This window comes from Nostoc sp. (genome assembly GCF_036916975.1).
Classification (GTDB): Bacteria; Cyanobacteriota; Cyanobacteriia; order Cyanobacteriales; family Nostocaceae; genus Nostoc.
Map to the genome: position 1 here is coordinate 32,917 of NZ_JBALFF010000006.1, position 17,102 is coordinate 50,018.

Below are 17,102 nucleotides of genomic sequence, written 5' to 3' on the forward strand. Positions count from 1 at the left end.
CCGACAAAGCGATCGCCATTCCCTCTCCTTAAATTCCTTTTGTTGTCCTGACGATTTTTCAGGAGAAAGCAGAAGAGAAAATATTTAGTTCTTGAAGCCTGTTTCGCAGATATAATCCAAGTTGCTAGTTACTCTTATGAGCGATCGCTTTCGGACGATAATTGATAAATATTTACATTAATTAACAAGAAACTCATGGGTTAAATACTGAGCCTCGGCGAGGGGATGGGAGATTGTTCTGGGGTGGATTGGGGTGGGTGCGATTGGCTCTGCCACTGCCCCTTGGGCAATCGCTGTTCTAGCGATCTCCTGATGGTAGAATAAGTCTAAAATTAAGAACATTCATAATGTTACATGAATTTCTCTTAGCAGAACGTGACGAAATTCTCGCCTTGTGTTCAAAAAAGATCGCGCGTCTTGCTGATTCCAGAAGTTCGAGCGACGAAATGGAAAAAGGATTACCTGTGTTCTATGATGAACTCATTGAGGTATTACGTGCTGATATAGATGAATCTGGGGAAGCACATAACAATTCTATAGAAAGTGTTCACAGAGCCTCCGCAGAGCGCCGGGGGAAAGAGTCATTAAAACTTGGCTACAGCATTTCTCAGGTTGTTCATGGCTACGGCGCTCTTTGTCAAGCTATCACTCAGTATATTCAGGAGAATAGTAGTGAAACAGCATCCCCTCGTGAATTCAATCGATTAAATTTCTGCCTCGATATCGCTATCGCTGAAGCGGTTACAGAGTTTAATCGAGGTCAGCGCGAGAATGCAGAGCGGGATGAGGTTCAGCGTCTTGGATTTCTAGCACATGAGTTGCGAAATGCGTTGACCTCCGCTACTTTAGCTTCCCAACTTATAATCACAGGGAAAGTCGGAACCAATGGAAGTACATCTCGTATTCTTGAAAATGCCCATAGGCGTATGAGAGACATTATTGATCGTTCACTTGTTGAGGTGCGACTGTGGAACGAACCAACTGTCCAATATCAGAGATGTCGAGTTATTCACCTAGTCAGTGAAGTTGAGGCTACTGCATGGTTTGAAGCAAGTGCGAAATCAATTGAGGTGCGTGTTGAGGTAGCGCCCGAATTGGAGGTTTTAATAGATCGTCACCTAATAATATCTGCCCTATCGAATCTGGTTCAAAATGCCATTAAGTTCACCAAGCAGGGTGGGATTGTATGGATACGCAGTAAGGCTGTAGGTGGGCGTGTTTTGCTTGAAATAGAGGATCAATGTGGAGGACTCCCGCCTGGTGAGGCGGAAGAACTCTTTAAGCCTTTTTCTCAGATGGGAACAGATAAATCAGGATTGGGGATTGGGCTTACAATTTCACGACGCGCCGTGTCGCTAAACAAGGGTATACTCTCAGTTCGCGATGTCCCCCATCAAGGATGTGTGTTCTCAATTGATTTACCCTTAGCCTCCTCCCCTCTCCCCACTACATAATCTTCTAGCTCCATCTTCGCTGCGCTCACTTATGTAAACTCCAACTATTTTTCTAGTCTTTTTAGCTTTGGATAAAAAGAAATAATTTTAGTTACTAAATCTCTATTATCACTACAGATTTACCACTACCAAAATGTTTAGACTTGCTAAAAATCAACTATATGTTAGTATTTCCAAAGCATAACGGTAACCAAGGTTAGGACTCAACTATTTAACAACGCTATAGATGTTATTAGTTATGAGTTTCATACTCAACCAAAATATCCACTCTATCTTGCATTTCTAGGTCGTATATCTCCAGACAAGGAGCGACATCATTATTAAATGCTGCTATCAGATAGAAAAGACCGCACGCAGCTACTCAACTTAATTGTTGCAGTGATTATTATTTATTTTTTTTAGCCCTGAGCGAAGATATTTAGGTAGGAAAGCCTTTTCGATAATATAACTAGTTGTATAGTTTTGAGGGATGAGATGTAGTGCTTGTGCAGTTAAATCGTTTAAGTCTAGTGGTTGTTCACAGGATACATATTGACCAAGCCATATAAGGGCTATAACTTGTCCTTTTTCTTCTGAAGAAAAATCGTCTAGATATTTATGTAGTACTCTGACTGATGTTCTTCCTGTCATTTCAAAATCTTCTAAATAATTAGACAATTTGTCTAGAAAAGTTTCTGGTATATTTACTTTACTAAACAGTATATCTGATGACTTTGGGCAATAGATTAACTCAGCAAGCTCAATGATTTTATATACTTTACTAATTAATAAAAAATTCATATTTATCTTCAAGCTAAAATCACAGTGAATAAGGACGAATATTGATAAGCCCTTAATCTGTACTTCATAGAGTATGACAGATGGGTGCTTGAGATTAAATATTTATTCAAGTTTGAAATGTATAAAATAAGTTCATAGTGTTTGAGTTTATTACAAAAATTAATATATGTAACAGGATCTCACTATAGCTAGAGTATTTTTTCTTAATTGTGTATATCCTTAACCAAGGAGAGAGTGATCACCACAGAAAAAGCTCTAGGATGAAAGATGTTAATAAAAGTTTGAGTTCTTGATTTTAGGATCAGGTTTTTGTCCTATGGTCAAGCGATCGCTTGAAGCATCACTCACCGGGATTCAAGAGGCTAAAAGAGCGTTTGCTCGCAAGGATTGGACACAAGACAATCTAGCAGCAGAAGTCAACCTCAAGACTAGACAACCAATTTGGAGGTTTTTCAGTGGTCGTCCAGTTGAGCGTCATACTTTTATTGAAATTTGTTTAGTGTTGTCACTGAATTGGCGGGAGATTGCGACTAATCCTCCAGCAGAATTCTTGTCACGAGAAGAATACGCCCAGCCTCCTGTACTGGATATTGATAAACTAGTGCAAAAAGTGCGATCGCAACGCTTCGACAAAATTCAAGACCAGTGTGGTATTTTGCAGTTATTGGATATCAGCCGTCCAGTTGCGATCGATGACATATATGATGTGAATATTTTGGAGTCAATTGCCAGTCTTCAGTGGTTAGAAATCACTGATTTGCAAAACCTTGATCCTAAAGAATTTGACCGTTTTGGCTTAGGTGAAGCTGACGAAAAACAAATACCTGGTACACAAGCAGTTGAAACCTACTCCAAGCTCAGGGTGCTGGGCAAACCAGGAGTAGGTAAAACCACCTTTTTGCAATATCTCGCCATTCAGTGTAACCAAAACGCATTTGCGGCAAATCAGGTGCCGGTCTTCATCACACTGAGAAACTTTGCCCAAGAGTCTAAGATTACCAACGAGTTCAGCCTATTAAACTACATCCGCCAGGAATTTATCACATCTGGAATTTCCGATCCCTCAGTCATCGAAACCTTGCTGAATGAAAGTAGGGTATTACTGTTGCTTGATGGCATGGATGAAGTTCTTAACCAACAAAGCAATGCTGTCTTAAACGAAATTCGGAGGTTTTCAGAGAAGTATCACAAAAATCGGTTCGTGGCGACTTGTCGAACAGCAGCTCAAAAACTCAGACTCCGAGGCTTTACCGATGTTGAAATTGCCCCATTTACCTTAGAACAAATCCGAGCCTTCGCTCAAAAATGGTTTGTGGCCTTTACCAAGACCAACCAAAAAGATGGTCAAGCCCACTCCGTTAAGTTTATTCAGAAGTTGGAATTAGATGAAAATTGGCAATTTCGCCAACTCGTCGTCACACCCCTATTTTTGCATCTTGCCTGTTGGGTGTTTCACGGTAAAGAAAAATTTCCGACTAAGCGGACTGACTTTTATAAGGAAGGTTTAGACCTTCTATTAGGCAAATGGGATGAGGCCAGAGGCGTTGAACGGGATGACGTTTACCGAGGGTTTTTATTATCACAAAAACTCAAGTTATTCAGTCAGATTGCAGCCGCGACATTTGAGCAGGGTCAGTACTTTTTTGAGCAACGCATCGTTGAGCAATACATTGGTGACTATATTGACAATCTAAGCAACGTGCCAATGGATGCAGAAGAACTGCAAATAGAAAGCGAAGCAGCGCTGAAGTCAATCGAGGCTCAACATGGGCTACTGGCAGAACGGGCGCGGGGAATTTTTTCCTTTTCCTATCTAGCATTTCAAGAATATTTCACAGCGAGGAAAATCGTTGCCAGCCATAACCTAGAGGCATTTGGGCAAGCGCTATCCGGTCTAGTCAGTCATATCACCGACCCCCACTGGCGCGAAATCTTCTTGTTAACCGTTACCATGCTCAGGAGTGCAGACTCTCTAGTACAGTTGATGAAGCAACAGATTGATACACTCGTTGCCCAAGATGCTTATTTACAAGAGTTTTTGACCTGGGCTAGCCAAAAATCTCGCAGTATTCCTACCGAATCAAAAGATGCGACAGTTCGAGCATTTTACCTAGCCTTGAGTCGGACTCCTCACATAGCTTCGCACTTTGCCCTAGCCAGCAGCCTCGACCAGGGGATGTTTCTGGATGCGGCATTAGATGACCTGCTGGTGGAGTGTGCAATTGATGGAAACCAGGACTTTGCTCACATCCACGCCTGCGGAGAAGCTATGAGCAACATTCTGGGTATTGTTCTGGATGTAGGACTCCATAAATCCCTGCAACAACTCTCTGACGAATTGCCAAATTCTCATCAAAGCCAACAACGGTTTGAGCTATGGTCGCAAACGAACTATTCAGCTTGGGCTGAACAGGTAAAGAAGACGGTCGTTAATTATCGCAATATTAACCACGAGTGGCAGTTTAGCTCTGAGCAACAGCAAGTGCTGCAACGCTACTATGATGCTAATCAGTTACTACTCGATTGCCTGCATAGCAATTGTGAAGTGACGGCTGCTATCAGGCAAGAAATTGAAGCCACTTTATTGTTGCCTCAGAAGGAACTTGAGGATAGGGAATGGCAATAATTCTTTTGGTTAATTCCTGAAAGAGGTTTGGATTGCAAAAATCATCAAGAATTAAGTTTTGTGTCGTAGTTAATCAACTAATTCACAAAATCAAACAACACCAAATCATAGTACAGGAGCAGAATATTTTATCTGAACCATTCAAATGATTCTCTCGTACTTTTGATTCAGACTACCCGGTTATTGAGCCTCCCTTGTAGTTACGGTTTTTTCAATCCCGCTTTGCACTTAAAATCTTAATCGCAGGTTTTGTTATGAATTTAAGTATTGCCTATACAGAATTGGTATTAGGTATACCCATATTTCTTGATAAACCAAGTTTTTACAAATTGAGTCAATACGCAATAGCAAGTTAGGATTAAAGCTAACCAAAGAAAATAAACGGCTGGCAAAGGAACAAACCCCAAACTAGCCCCAATTGGAGAAAATGGCAGATACATTCCGACTCCCATCACAGTAGCGGTGATCAACAGCATGGGCAAAGAAGCCCGACTCTGGAAAAAAGGAATCTTAGGCGTGCGAATCACATGGACAATCAGCGTTTGAGTCATCAGACTTTCGACAAACCAACCTGTTTGGAACAAAGCTTGATTGTCTACAGAAGTCGCCCCAAATACAAACCACATCAGGGCGTAGGTGGAATAGTCAAAAATGGAGCTAACTGGGCCAATGAAGATCATAAAGCGCCGAATATTATCAACTTTCCATTTTGGCGGCTTGATTAGGGCTTCTTGATCCACATCATCGAATGGGATGCCCGTTTGCGAAAAGTCGTAGAGGAGATTATTTATTAATATCTGCACTGGCTGCATCGGTAAAAATGGCAGAATCGCACTCGCACCCAAGACACTAAACATATTGCCAAAGTTAGAGCTAGTGCCCATTCTAATATACTTGATGATGTTGGCAAAAGTCTTGCGACCTTCGATTACCCCAGATTCCAAGATTAACAAGTTTTTTTCTAACAAAATAATGTCTGCGGACTCTTTAGCAATATCGACTGCCGTATCAACTGAGATGCCCACATCTGCCTCCCGCAAAGCGGCTGCATCATTGATGCCATCTCCCATGTATCCGACAACGTTGCCTTTTTTTCGTAGCACCTGTATAATTTTTGCTTTTTGAGTCGGAGAGAATTTAGCAAAAATAGTTGTGTTTGCAGCAGATGAAGCTAATTCATCATCTGATAGAGATTCAATATCGCTACCTAATAAAATGTTTTGGACAGGCAAGCCAACATCTTTGCAGATTTTACGAGTAATGATTTCATTGTCCCCGGTGATAATTTTTATATCAACTCCATGTCCTTTGAGGGCTTTAATCGCTTGGGCTGCGGAATCTTTGGGTGGATCGAGAAACGCAATGTTGCCCAACAGAACCAAATTACTCTCATCGGTAATGGCATAATGCAATTGATCGGTTGGCATCATTTTGTATGCCACCGCAACTACCCGTAACCCTTCAGAGTTTAGTTTTTGTTGTAAATCGGCAACCTTGATATGGACTGACTCATCCATTGGCAAAACCTTCTCATCAACTTTGAGTTGGGTGCAGACTTTTAGGACTTCTTCAACTGCACCTTTGCAAATTAGGATATGCTGTTTTCCCATTTCTTCGACAACGACAGACATCCGACGACGCACAAAGTCAAAGGGAATTTCATCAAATTTCTGGTAGTTTTTCTCAATGTCTAAAGATGCAAGTTCTTGATTGTGAGCGAGAACGGCGACATCTAATAAATTTTTTAAGCCAGTCTGGTAAAAGCTATTGAGATAGGCATATTTGAGAACGTCTGTACTCTCTTTACCGTAGGGATCTAAGTGTCTCTGTAAGACGATTTTATCTTGAGTTAGAGTGCCTGTTTTGTCAGTACAGAGAATATTCATGGAGCCAAAATCTTGAATTGCATCAATATTTTTGACAATCACCTTTTTCTTAGACATGGTAATTGCCCCCTTGGCCAAATTGGCCGTGACAATCACAGGTAACATTTCTGGAGCCAATCCCACAGCCACAGATAAACCAAATGTGAATGCCTCGATCCAATTGCCTTTAACCACCCCATTGATCAAAAAGACTAGTGGAGCCATGACCAGCATAAAGCGCAACAGCAGCATAGTTACGCCATTCACGCCTTTGTCAAAGCTCGTTCGTGGTTTGCGTCCACTAACGGTTTTAGCCAGTGATGCTAGATAAGTATGACTACCCGTTTCGGCGACAACGGCTGTTCCAGAACCACTGACTACGGTAGTACCCATAAAACAGAGATTAACTAACTCTAGTGGGTTTTTCTCCTTGTGATCTGGGAGTTCTGGGTGTTTTTCAGTGGGTAGAGATTCCCCGGTGAGGGTTGACTGACTGAGGAATAAATCTTTGGTAGCAATCAGCCTGACATCGGCTGGAATCATATCTCCGGCTGAAAGAAAGATGACATCACCAGGAACCAGCAACTTTACGGCAATTTCCTTTCCTGCTGTTATTCCCTTCTCTTTTTTCGGTGCGGCACCCAAGCGACTCACCGTTGCCGTTGCGCTCACCATTTCCCGCAGCTTTTCGGCAGCTTTGTTCGACTGAAATTCTTGCGAAAAGCGCAGTAAACCACCGAAAATAACCATCGCAAAAATGATGAGGGCGGCTGTGGGACTCCCAGTTAACAGTGAAATCGTCGCCAGAACAATGAGTAAAAGCGAGAGGGGATTAGTCACCGTTTTCAGCAGTTGGATATACCACGCGATCGCTTTTTCACGGGCGATCTCATTCAACCCAGATTTTCCTAATCTCTGCTTGGCTTCAGTCTCAGTCAGCCCCTCCAAAGAAGTGTCAAATAAGTGCAGAACTCCATCTACATCATGTTGAGCGATATCGATGAGCGCGTTAGATGCATCTCCAGATGAGCTAGATCCCGTTTTAGGCTTTTTGGATGAATTGGGAGACTGGCTTAACGTCTTCATAAGGTAAGCTCCAAAACGTGGAGAGTTGGGGATTCATCGGTTTGATTTTTTGGGTTTAGTCAACTGATTTGCGTTAACTTAGGGACTTCCAAGAAATAAATTATCCAAATAAGTAGAGCGGCGTGAATAATTCAAGGTTTGTAGTGAGGACTTTAGTCCTCATTTAAGAGATCGAGCCACTCACTAGGAACTCATCTCAAAATTTTTTACATTACTTAATCTACTTTGATTTATTCTCGCCTACTTACTTAAACGAACCACAGAGACACAGAGAACACAGACAAAGGAGAAATAGAGAGGGTTTTTGGGTCAGTTTTGGGACATTTTTTATTTGGAAGTCACTAAATCTTTTTGCTGCTTAACGCGACTCGGCAAAGTGGTGTCGAATTTTTGCCGCGATTTGTAGTTTATTGTTAGCTTACCCTTTAAAATTGGTGAAGGTATTGTTCTTGAGGAAGATTTTCTATGAAAGCAAGGTTTTATTTAATTTGCGATGCTTTGGAAGTTATTGGTCTAAATCTTGTCCTGAAGCCGGCTTGAATTTCAGTTCGCAGTGCGGTAATTTCTGCTTGCAGGGCTTGAATTGATTTTGCACCTGCCAGTTCTGCTTGATCATTCTCGGCATCCTGATCAACAAAAAATACTGCTAGGGTTGCTGTTGCATAACCACAGACCGCGATCGCATACAGTGCTAGTAAAAAGCATAATACCCTTCCTTCTGCCGTCTTTGGAAAGTAATCAGATCCCATCGTGGTCATCACCATTGCCGTCCACCACAGTGCAGTGCCATAGTCAGTGATGCCAACAGTACCAACAGAAAGTTTGTGTTCAAACGCATAAATTCCAGTTGCTCCAACCAGGATGACGATCGCGGTTAGTCCCACCACATAGCCCACTCCTCGACGCTGAACACTTGTTGCGAGTAACCGCATTCCTCTATTGGTTCGTGCCATAACTCCCAACAAATGTAACCCACGAATCACATGAACTGATTGCAAAGACTGTATGACTCCCACAATCCGAAAGGTTCGCACAGCCGGGATCAGCAGAGAAAAGACGATTAACCAGTTGTGTTTGAGGTAAGAAATTTTGCGGGGAGCGAGAAGAAATTTGATCCCAAAATCCACGATAAAGGTGATCCAAATCATGATCCCGATCCCTACTAGGAGAGAATTCAATCCCCAAACTAGCTCAACGATAAACAGTCCTAACCAAGCGAAGCCCAGCACCAGCATCGGCATTTCTAGCCAATCTTCCCACTGTTGCAGCACTTCGCTGCGCTCTTGATCTAACGCGGGCTTTGACCGTTGGTTCAGATCGCTCATAACGGGTTCGTTCGCGTAGCGTGTGCAAAGCACTCTGGATGAGACTGATACACCTTTAGCTGTGCCCGTAATTGGGCAATTTCAGTCGTCATATCTAGCACCATTGCCGCTCCGACTAAGTTCAGCCCCAAATCTCGACGTAAGCGTTGAATCTGAGCAATTCGCGCAATTTCGCGGGAATGCAGCAAATCACCGATGGGTTCGATTACGCCTAACTCAACGTAAAACTTCACCAGCGTCATCGAAGTCTTGGTGATTAACGCAGCATATTCAAAGCTGTAGAGTTGCTCACCTTCGGGTGAAACCACGATTTTGGAAAGGCTGAAAGTCATAATTTTATCTCCTCTAACTGGGCGCGTGGATTAAAGCTAGTGTTTGCCTGGATTTTTTCGTAGTATTCTTGCTCGATCGTACTCAGGTCTTTTGGTGTGACAATTTGAAGTTTGGCAAATAAGTCACCTCGTCCCCCTTTGGGCAATGTCCAGCCTTTGCCGCGCAGCCTCAGCGATTGCCCCGAGCGCACCCCTTTAGGAACTTTCATCGTCACGCTACCATCGGGGGTTGGTACGCTGATTTGTGCCCCTAAAACCGCTTCATCGGGGCGAATTGGAATGTCACAAACCAAATCATCGCCCTCAAATCGATAGAAGGGATGGGTTAAAACTTCGATAGTTAAATACAAATCGCCACGCTGTTGAGAGAACGGACTAGGAAGACCTTTACCCTTGAGCCGAATTCGACTGCCTGGTTTTGCACCTGCGGGAATGCGGACGTTGATCGTTTCCTCGTCGAGTTGCAGTCGCTTTTGAACACCGTGAAATGCTTCGGAAAATGTGAGTGCGATCGCAGCTTCAGTATCCGGTGCAGGAGCTTGAGAACGAAATCCACCATTAAAATCATCAAAGCCACCAGTGGAGGTTTGACGTCTCGATCGACCCAGCAGATCGTTAATAAACGAATCAAAATCGCCGTACTGATCGAAGTCGCCCGTCCCAGCATTAGTTCCGCTAGGTGTCGGCGTTTCAGTGTAACCAGGGTGATTCCAGTGCTGACCAAAGCGATCGTACTTCTCCCGCTTCTCTGGATCAGAGAGTACTTCATTCGCTTCGTTCAGTTCTTTGAACTTTGCCTCTGCATCTTTGTCTCCAGGATTGAGGTCAGGATGGTACTTACGGGCAAGTTTGCGGTAAACTCGTTTGATTTCTTCAGGGGTTGCGGTTTTACTCACTCCCAAGATGGCATAGTAGTCTTTAAAGTCTGTTGCAGTTGGCATCACTGACCTCTTGATTGCGGGTTATTCTGCGGTGGGTAGTAAGTTAGTCCCGATTCTCACAATTTTTCATGTCCAGTTCCTCAGCCTGTTGGTGGAGTTTTTGTTGCCTTTACTGACATCTTGCACCTTCTCAATAGGGGTTGGTGGGCAGTGCCACCCTACGAAACTATCTGTGATAAGCGCCACCCTTAGCTACAAGCAGCCGCTTATGCTGTAAAACTCTAAATTTTCTGGCAATTCGCATAGATAAAATAGTTATCTGTCACATTGACTTGGGCTTGAAACCCAATTTTTTCTAGGTGTTCTTGTAATTCATCAGCCTGATAAAAAACTTTAACTATAGCAAATTCCTGCCCATTATTTAATTTGCGAAGTTTATAGATGTTCCGATCATCTTGTAACAGATGATTTTTAGCTGTAGATGTAGGTTCAAAGCGAGAATCAATAATAAATATTTGACCACCAAGACGTACAGATTGATAAACTTTTTGCAAAAAGGAATTGAGTAAGTTCGGTGGTACATGAGAAAGCCAAAAACTAAAAAAAACTAAATCATATTCAGCAAACCATTGTTGATTCAGTTTTTCACCACGCTCATAACGTCCTATTCTATAGAACCATTCATCATACTCTGTAGCTCTATTTCGGTAGTAATCTATTTGTTGTTGAATAATTTCAATTGTCATAATTTTTGTACTTTTTTGATTTTTTGATTTAGGACTATTGAATCTCTAAAATATATTCCTACACTCCATAAATTATTAACACCGAATAATCTCAATATTTTTTGTAATTCTTATTGAAGCACAAACGTATGATATTTTGAAGTGCAGAATGTGGGTTTTACCTAACTGCAACCCATTGTCCTAACTATTCTTCTGGGTTGAGATCATCTGCTGAAGATGGGGGAAAATCATCGGGTGGTTGAGTTCTTGCCATACGTTTCTGCTCCTTCGATACCCATTCCCATGCAATCAAACAACCAATGGTTAAACCTGCCAGCATCAGGGCTAATGTCCATGAAAACTGACCGGGAAATCGGAAATCGAGCCAGATGCCTAGTGCCATCGCTAACAAAGTTGGTGCGACCACTGACCAACCGATCAAGCCTGCAAAACCTAAACCAAACCAAACACCACCATAAGGTTTTGCTTGGCGAGCATAAAGTTTGCGACGTTCTTTATTAGCGATCGCTTTGGCAAAGAGATGCATTTGCGACTTCCGGGAGGGAGTTTTCATACATATTCACCTAACTGAATAAAGTGCCGAATTGTGTTTATCTCTAGCTTTTCTAAAACTGAACGTGCTGTTTTTTCCCGTTCATCGATTAAGTGAAACTGCTGCTCAACCGTTTTTTTCAACATTCCCAAATCACCACCTTGGACGGCATTTTGGGTAGCAACTGTTACCTCATCGTCATGTTTGATCAAAATTCCTTGGTCGATAGCGAAGAATTGTTCTTGTCCTTGCGGTGAGACAAAGGATAGCAAACTCGGTATCAGCGTCGCCACAAAATCTATATGGCGAGGTAGTAAGCAAAATATCCCATTCTCCGCTTCAGCAATCACTTTAATCGCAGCTGTTTCAATCAGGATTTTGGTGGGTAAGACAACTTTGAGCCGCATTTCTGATGGTGGGTCGGTCATGATTTTTTGCTCTCCTCTGGTGCTTTTACGACTTCATTAATTGAGCCGATCATGTAGAGCGATCGCTCTGGTGTATCAGAAAACTCGTCATTGAGAATGCGATCACATCCATCTAGTACATCGTCTAATTCGACTAATTTCCCTGTCAAACCTGTAAACTGGGCAGTGGAAAAAAAAGGTTGAGTCAAAAACCGTTCTAAACGTCGCGCCTGGGATACTACTTTGCGATCGCCAAGGGATAATTCTTCTAAGCCCAACATTGCAATGATATCTTTCAGTTCCTCGTAAGTGGTGATGGTTTTGCGGACTGCTTGGGCAATCTGATAATGGCGATCGCCAACGATATGAGGCATCAGCATTTTGGAATTCGATTGCATCAAATCCACGGCGGGATAAAGCCCTTCACTCGCCCGTTTGCGTGACAATACAATTGCTGCTGATAGATGTGAAAACACAGCAACAGCCGAGGGATCGGTGAAGTCGTCCGCAGGTACATAAACCGCTTGAATAGAAGTAATCGCCCCCGCCGATGTATTGCAAATGCGCTCCTCTAGTTGAGCAAGTTCGGTGGCGAGGGTTGGTTGATAGCCCACCCGCGAAGGTAGTATCCCCATCAGTCCCGATACTTCTGAACCCGCTTGGATAAAGCGAAAGATATTATCGATCAAAAGCAATACATCTTTTTGGGAGCGATCGCGGAAGTATTCTGCCATTGTCAGCGCTGCGTGTCCTGCCCAAAATCTGACTCCCGGCGGTTCATTCATCTGTCCGAAGACCAAGACAGCATTTTGGAGAACGCCCGTTGCTGCCATTTCTTGATATAAATCCAGACCTTCGCGGCAGCGTTCGCCAATGCCACAAAATAAACTTACGCCTTGGTGCTGCTTCACCATGTTATGGATCATTTCCGTAATTAGCACCGTTTTACCAACGCCTGCACCGCCAAGCAAACCTGTTTTACCGCCCCGTTCCAAAGGTGTGAGCAGATCGATCACTTTGATCCCAGTTTTGAGAATTTCGGCTTTGGTAACTCGTTCTGACATGGCGATCGGCGTGGCATGAATCGATCGCCATTCGCCACCTGTGATTGCTTCTTTCTCATCGATCGCTTCGCCAAATAGGTTTAACATTCTCCCTAAGAGGCGATCGCCTACGGGAACTTGTAATGGGTGCTGAGTATCAATGACAATCTCGCCGCGTGTCACCCCGGCGGTTGGGACAAGTGCTACACCCCGCACTACCTGAGCGCTCAGATGTGCAACCACCGCGATCGCAATATTACCTGCTTGTAACTGGGTATGTATATCTGGCAACCGTTTGGGAAAATGGATATCGATGATGCTGCTCCGCACGGAGAGGACGGAACCAAGATTTTGCTCTTGGGAATGATTTGAGGTGGAAGATGTAGAATTTTGCATAAATTCGTGGCGAATTGAGGGTGGAAATTTAAACGCAGAGGAACGCAAAGGTTAACGCAAAGGAACACAAAGGTTTAATTAAGGCAATTCTTTTTGCTAGGAATTTGTGAAATTATGTATTTAGAACATCCCCTTCCAAGTTTTCCCAGTCCCCAGTCCCTAATCCCCAGTCCCTTTTTCAATGGCTTAATTCAAAGGCTGAAGTAATTTCTAGTAATTCATCTGTAATTGCAGTTTGGCGTTGTTGCTGAAATTGACCAGTAAACTCTGTAAGCCGCTCTGCGATGTTTTTCTCGGCAACTTGCATAGAAGCGAGACGGCTAGCATTTTCGCCGGCGAGGGACTCACCAAAAGCACGATAGAGCAAGATAAAGAAATATTGTCGTAATAGAGACGCAACCAAAACATCGCTCGGCATCGTAAAAGTTGGTAGAGTCCGCGATCGCGGTTCGACTGCGCTCACCTCTGGCCATGTTTCGTTTTCGATATGTTGTAGCCATGCGCGATCAAGTGGCAACAGTTGCAGCTTGTACGGTTCGCATAAGGTATTGGAATGTAAGTGGTTGTAGAATAAGAAAATTCGGACAATTTGCTTGCTATCGCGCCATTCGGCAATGTGTAGTAAAATTTCTTGAACCATTGATGTAATCTCAGTTAGCGAACCTGCCATAGGGAAAGTTTGCTCGATCGCATAGCCTGCGGTTTCTAAATGGGAGATAATTCTCGATCCGACGGCAAAAATCGCCAGATGTTCGGGTGAGATATTCAACTTCTCTAATTCCGCGATCGCATAACGGCTAATCTGTTCGTTAAATTGACCGCACATCCCTTGCTCAGAGCCAAAGATAATCACGCCGCAGGAAGCAAAGGGTAGGGGGCAGGGGGCAGGGGTATCAAGCCCCCATATTTGTCTCCCCTGCTCCGTTCTCCCTGCCCCCTGCCTCTCATGTATTGCCTTTAGTACGACATGCAAACCCATTTCGATTGTATGGTTATACTCAGCGAGGGAAGTAACCGCCTGTTCATACTGATGGATATTTAACGCTGCTAATACTTTCATCATTTTCACCACGGCTTGCAGTTCTTGTGCAGTGTTGATTTGGCGTTGGAGAAGCTCAATAGATGACATAGCTACTCCTTTATATCTTTTGTATCAACTGGATCTTTTGAATCCTTTGTATCAGTTGAATCCTTTGTATCAGTTGGCTCTTTTGTATCAGTTGAATCCTTTGTATCAGTTGGCTCTTTTGTATCAGTTGAATCCTTTACAACTGTCGCAATCGCAGTTTTGGCAGTCTTTAGTAAGAGATCGCGATCGCTATCAGTCAATACGGCTCCGCTTTCGATTTGTAGGCAAAGATCGGCTAACTGGGTGGATATGGCTTGGGCGATCGCTTGCTCTGCAATGGCAATTTTAGCGATGGGAACGGAATCGAGCAAGCCTGCTGTCACCGAAAGCATCACGGCTATTTGCACAGCAGCCGGCATTGGCGCATATTGCTTTTGTTTGAGCATCTCCCGCACCCGTTGCCCGCGTTCTAAAGTGAGCCGAGTCGATTCTTCTAGGCGCGTACCAAAGCGAGAGAAAGCCTCTAGTTCTTCAAATTGAGAATAGGAAAGACGTAAATCTCCTGAAACAGCACGATAGGCAGGAAGTTGAGTTTTGCCACCCACCCGCGAAACCGACTTACCGATATCGATCGCTGGCAATACTCCCTTTTGAAAGAGGATTGGTGAAAGATAAATCTGTCCATCGGTAATGGAAATTAGATTAGTCGGGATATATGCAGCAATGTTTTGAGCCTCTGTTTCGACAATTGGCAGCGCAGTTAAGGAACCACCACCTCGTTTGTCGTTGAAATGCGTAGAGCGTTCGAGTAAGCGCGAGTGAATATAAAAAATATCCCCTGGATAAGCTTCGCGTCCAGGTGGGCGGCGCATTAAGAGGGATATTTCTCGATAGGTGCGGGCATGGTTGGTGAGGTCATCGTAAACGATTAGCACATCACGCCCTTGATCTGCAAAATATTCCGCCATCGCAGTAGCGGCATAAGGAGCGACATACTGTAAGCCCGGTGGCTCTTCTCCTGCTGCCATGACAACTGTCGTGTATGGCATTGCGCCCTGTTCTTCGAGGTCAGCAATTAGCTTGGCAACAGCCGCACTACGCTGTCCGATCGCGCAATAGATACAGAGAATATTTTTGCCTTTTTGATTGATAATTGTATCGAGGGCGAGACCGCTTTTACCCGTTTGGCGATCGCCTAAAATTAATTCTCTCTGTCCGCGTCCAATGGGAATCAGGGCATCGATCGCTTTGATTCCCGTTTGCAAAGGCACATTCACGGGCGCACGATCCATGATCGCTGGGGCATTGCGTTCGGAGGCACGGCGTTCTGAAGTTCGCACTATGCCTTTGCCGTCGAGGGGACGACCGAGGGGATCGATCACTCTTCCTAGTAGCGTGTCGCCCACAGGCACATCAAGTACTTTACCAGTGCGTCGCACTTGGGTACCTGACTGGAGTTGATCGCTAGAATCCAGCAAAACTACGCCAACTTCTTCGGGATCGAGGTTAAACACCAATCCCAGACTACCACCAGTAAAACGGACAATTTCTTCTGACTGCACATTGGGCAAACCGATGATTTTGGCAATTCCTTGCCCAATGGATTGGACAATCCCAATCTCCTGCGATCGCAATTTTGCTTCCTGCTGATCAAGAGCTTGAGTATAAAGTGCAAAAGTATTTTGTAAAACTGTCTCTAAACCTTCTTCCTTTTTCACATCATGCGTCCTCTGAGTTCTGATTTGTTCCAGCTTCTTCTGCAAAAACCGTAACCAAATTTTCGGTGATGCTATCTAAGTAAGTATCCATACTCCACGCTAGTTTGTAGCCTGTGCCGCGTAGTTCGATCCCACAAATCAGACTAGATTCAATTTCATAGGTCGGTTCGATTTTGCCTGCAATTTCATAACTCGATTCGATTTTGCCTGAACCCACCGCCTTAAAGTAGTCTTGCAAAACCGTGGCGATCGCTGCACAAATATCCGTCGGTAGGGTGAACGTACTAACCAACGTCAACGGAATGCTATCTTTTGTCGAAGCTGTTAAAGTCGTCACCAATTCGGCACGCTCTGTTTCGGTGAGATCGCGCAACTTCTGCAAAAATACCCTAGCAATCTGTGTTTCTAACTCTGACTCCGCCAAATCTGTCAACACCCGCCGCACGGTTGCTTGTAATTGCTGCATGGTGCGATCGCCCACCTCGTGCAAAAAAGCATCTTTTTGGCGTTGCAGACTGGTTTGCCATTGCGATCGCTCTGTCGCCACTGATTCCTGCATTTCTTTCAACAAGCCTTGGCGGGTTTGCTCTACTTCTGATTTTGCTTGAGTGAGCAATTCTGTCTTTTCGTCTGTGAATTTCTGCTGCATTTCCTCATAATGCTTAACCTCCTGTTGTGCTTCTTCTTTTTGTTGAGATGCGGACGACAAGCGATCGCCAATAGTCTTCTCGCGGCGTGCCATTGCTTTCGTAATCGGTTTATATAGGAAGCGTTGCAGCACAAAGATCAACACAAAAAAGTTGAGGATTTGGGCACAGAAGGTAAACCAGTTAATCTCCACT

The 17,102-nt window shown here is 43.9% G+C and carries 15 protein-coding genes; 2 read left to right on the forward strand and 13 right to left on the reverse strand.

The genetic code is table 11. The features are described 5' to 3' along the window. Nucleotides 1-177: 177 nt before the first annotated feature. Complete coding sequence (locus V7K73_RS00750; RefSeq protein WP_334876216.1) at nucleotides 178-342, reverse strand: hypothetical protein; 165 nt, start codon at nucleotides 340-342, stop codon at nucleotides 178-180. 104 nt (nucleotides 343-446) lie between these two features. Between V7K73_RS00750 and V7K73_RS00755 the strand changes: the two genes are divergently transcribed. Continuing rightward, the gene (locus tag V7K73_RS00755; protein WP_334876218.1) at nucleotides 447-1,454 is read left to right on the forward strand and encodes a sensor histidine kinase; all 1,008 of its coding nucleotides are present in this window, start codon (nucleotides 447-449) and stop codon (nucleotides 1,452-1,454) included. A gap of 366 nt (nucleotides 1,455-1,820) precedes the next feature. Here V7K73_RS00755 and V7K73_RS00760 read toward each other — a convergent pair whose 3' ends face one another. Further along, nucleotides 1,821-2,234, reverse strand: a complete 414-nt coding sequence (locus V7K73_RS00760; protein ID WP_334876220.1) for a DUF3775 domain-containing protein — start codon at nucleotides 2,232-2,234, stop codon at nucleotides 1,821-1,823. A 316-nt stretch (nucleotides 2,235-2,550) separates the two neighbouring features. Between V7K73_RS00760 and V7K73_RS00765 the strand changes: the two genes are divergently transcribed. Next, nucleotides 2,551-4,860 (forward strand): NACHT domain-containing protein, encoded by a 2,310-nt coding sequence (locus V7K73_RS00765; protein ID WP_334876222.1) that lies wholly within the window; start codon nucleotides 2,551-2,553, stop codon nucleotides 4,858-4,860. Nucleotides 4,861-5,147: 287 nt separating this feature from the next. Here the strand turns inward: V7K73_RS00765 and mgtA are convergent, their stop codons facing one another. From mgtA to V7K73_RS00820, 11 genes are all read right to left on the reverse strand, one after another. Then, the gene (gene mgtA / locus V7K73_RS00770) at nucleotides 5,148-7,811 is read right to left on the reverse strand and encodes a magnesium-translocating P-type ATPase (RefSeq protein ID WP_334876224.1); all 2,664 of its coding nucleotides are present in this window, start codon (nucleotides 7,809-7,811) and stop codon (nucleotides 5,148-5,150) included. Nucleotides 7,812-8,290: 479 nt separating this feature from the next. After that, nucleotides 8,291-9,136, reverse strand: a complete 846-nt coding sequence (locus V7K73_RS00775; RefSeq protein ID WP_334876226.1) for a potassium channel family protein — start codon at nucleotides 9,134-9,136, stop codon at nucleotides 8,291-8,293. Beyond that, entirely contained in the window at nucleotides 9,133-9,468 is a 336-nt protein-coding gene (locus tag V7K73_RS00780; protein WP_334876228.1) for a chaperone modulator CbpM, read from the reverse strand. Before V7K73_RS00780 ends, V7K73_RS00775 begins: the two co-directional genes overlap by 4 nt. Then, on the reverse strand, nucleotides 9,465-10,409 hold the full coding sequence (locus tag V7K73_RS00785) for a DnaJ C-terminal domain-containing protein (RefSeq protein WP_334876231.1): 945 nt from the start codon (nucleotides 10,407-10,409) through the stop codon (nucleotides 9,465-9,467). The genes V7K73_RS00780 and V7K73_RS00785 overlap by 4 nt, the downstream gene beginning before the upstream one ends. A 221-nt stretch (nucleotides 10,410-10,630) precedes the next feature. Next, nucleotides 10,631-11,095 carry a hypothetical protein gene (locus tag V7K73_RS00790; RefSeq protein ID WP_334876234.1) on the reverse strand — a complete coding sequence of 155 codons (465 nt, stop codon included), beginning with the start codon at nucleotides 11,093-11,095 and terminating at the stop codon, nucleotides 10,631-10,633. Between the two features lie 184 nt (nucleotides 11,096-11,279). Beyond that, the gene (locus tag V7K73_RS00795) at nucleotides 11,280-11,648 is read right to left on the reverse strand and encodes an AtpZ/AtpI family protein (protein WP_334876236.1); all 369 of its coding nucleotides are present in this window, start codon (nucleotides 11,646-11,648) and stop codon (nucleotides 11,280-11,282) included. Next, entirely contained in the window at nucleotides 11,645-12,055 is a 411-nt protein-coding gene (locus V7K73_RS00800) for a F0F1 ATP synthase subunit epsilon (protein ID WP_334876237.1), read from the reverse strand. The genes V7K73_RS00795 and V7K73_RS00800 overlap by 4 nt, the downstream gene beginning before the upstream one ends. Then, nucleotides 12,052-13,473, reverse strand: a complete 1,422-nt coding sequence (atpD, locus tag V7K73_RS00805) for a F0F1 ATP synthase subunit beta (protein ID WP_334876239.1) — start codon at nucleotides 13,471-13,473, stop codon at nucleotides 12,052-12,054. The genes V7K73_RS00800 and atpD overlap by 4 nt, the downstream gene beginning before the upstream one ends. Nucleotides 13,474-13,651: 178 nt before the next feature. Then, nucleotides 13,652-14,602 (reverse strand): F0F1 ATP synthase subunit gamma, encoded by a 951-nt coding sequence (locus V7K73_RS00810; protein ID WP_334876242.1) that lies wholly within the window; start codon nucleotides 14,600-14,602, stop codon nucleotides 13,652-13,654. A 2-nt stretch (nucleotides 14,603-14,604) separates the two neighbouring features. Next, nucleotides 14,605-16,260 (reverse strand): alternate F1F0 ATPase, F1 subunit alpha, encoded by a 1,656-nt coding sequence (locus V7K73_RS00815; RefSeq protein ID WP_334876244.1) that lies wholly within the window; start codon nucleotides 16,258-16,260, stop codon nucleotides 14,605-14,607. Between the two features lies 1 nt (nucleotide 16,261). Further along, complete coding sequence (locus tag V7K73_RS00820; protein WP_334876246.1) at nucleotides 16,262-17,101, reverse strand: F0F1 ATP synthase subunit B family protein; 840 nt, start codon at nucleotides 17,099-17,101, stop codon at nucleotides 16,262-16,264. Nucleotide 17,102 lies beyond the last annotated feature (1 nt).

Coding starts and splice junctions, on each gene's coding strand:
- V7K73_RS00750 (WP_334876216.1), bottom strand. CDS start 342: ATGTTCTTAATTTTAGACTTATTCTACCATCAGGAGATCGCTAGAACA.
- V7K73_RS00755 (WP_334876218.1), top strand. CDS start 447: ATGGAAAAAGGATTACCTGTGTTCTATGATGAACTCATTGAGGTATTA.
- V7K73_RS00760 (WP_334876220.1), bottom strand. CDS start 2,234: ATGAATTTTTTATTAATTAGTAAAGTATATAAAATCATTGAGCTTGCT.
- V7K73_RS00765 (WP_334876222.1), top strand. CDS start 2,551: ATGGTCAAGCGATCGCTTGAAGCATCACTCACCGGGATTCAAGAGGCT.
- mgtA (WP_334876224.1), bottom strand. CDS start 7,811: ATGAAGACGTTAAGCCAGTCTCCCAATTCATCCAAAAAGCCTAAAACG.
- V7K73_RS00775 (WP_334876226.1), bottom strand. CDS start 9,136: ATGAGCGATCTGAACCAACGGTCAAAGCCCGCGTTAGATCAAGAGCGC.
- V7K73_RS00780 (WP_334876228.1), bottom strand. CDS start 9,468: ATGACTTTCAGCCTTTCCAAAATCGTGGTTTCACCCGAAGGTGAGCAA.
- V7K73_RS00785 (WP_334876231.1), bottom strand. CDS start 10,409: ATGCCAACTGCAACAGACTTTAAAGACTACTATGCCATCTTGGGAGTG.
- V7K73_RS00790 (WP_334876234.1), bottom strand. CDS start 11,095: ATGACAATTGAAATTATTCAACAACAAATAGATTACTACCGAAATAGA.
- V7K73_RS00795 (WP_334876236.1), bottom strand. CDS start 11,648: ATGAAAACTCCCTCCCGGAAGTCGCAAATGCATCTCTTTGCCAAAGCG.
- V7K73_RS00800 (WP_334876237.1), bottom strand. CDS start 12,055: ATGACCGACCCACCATCAGAAATGCGGCTCAAAGTTGTCTTACCCACC.
- atpD (WP_334876239.1), bottom strand. CDS start 13,473: ATGCAAAATTCTACATCTTCCACCTCAAATCATTCCCAAGAGCAAAAT.
- V7K73_RS00810 (WP_334876242.1), bottom strand. CDS start 14,602: ATGTCATCTATTGAGCTTCTCCAACGCCAAATCAACACTGCACAAGAA.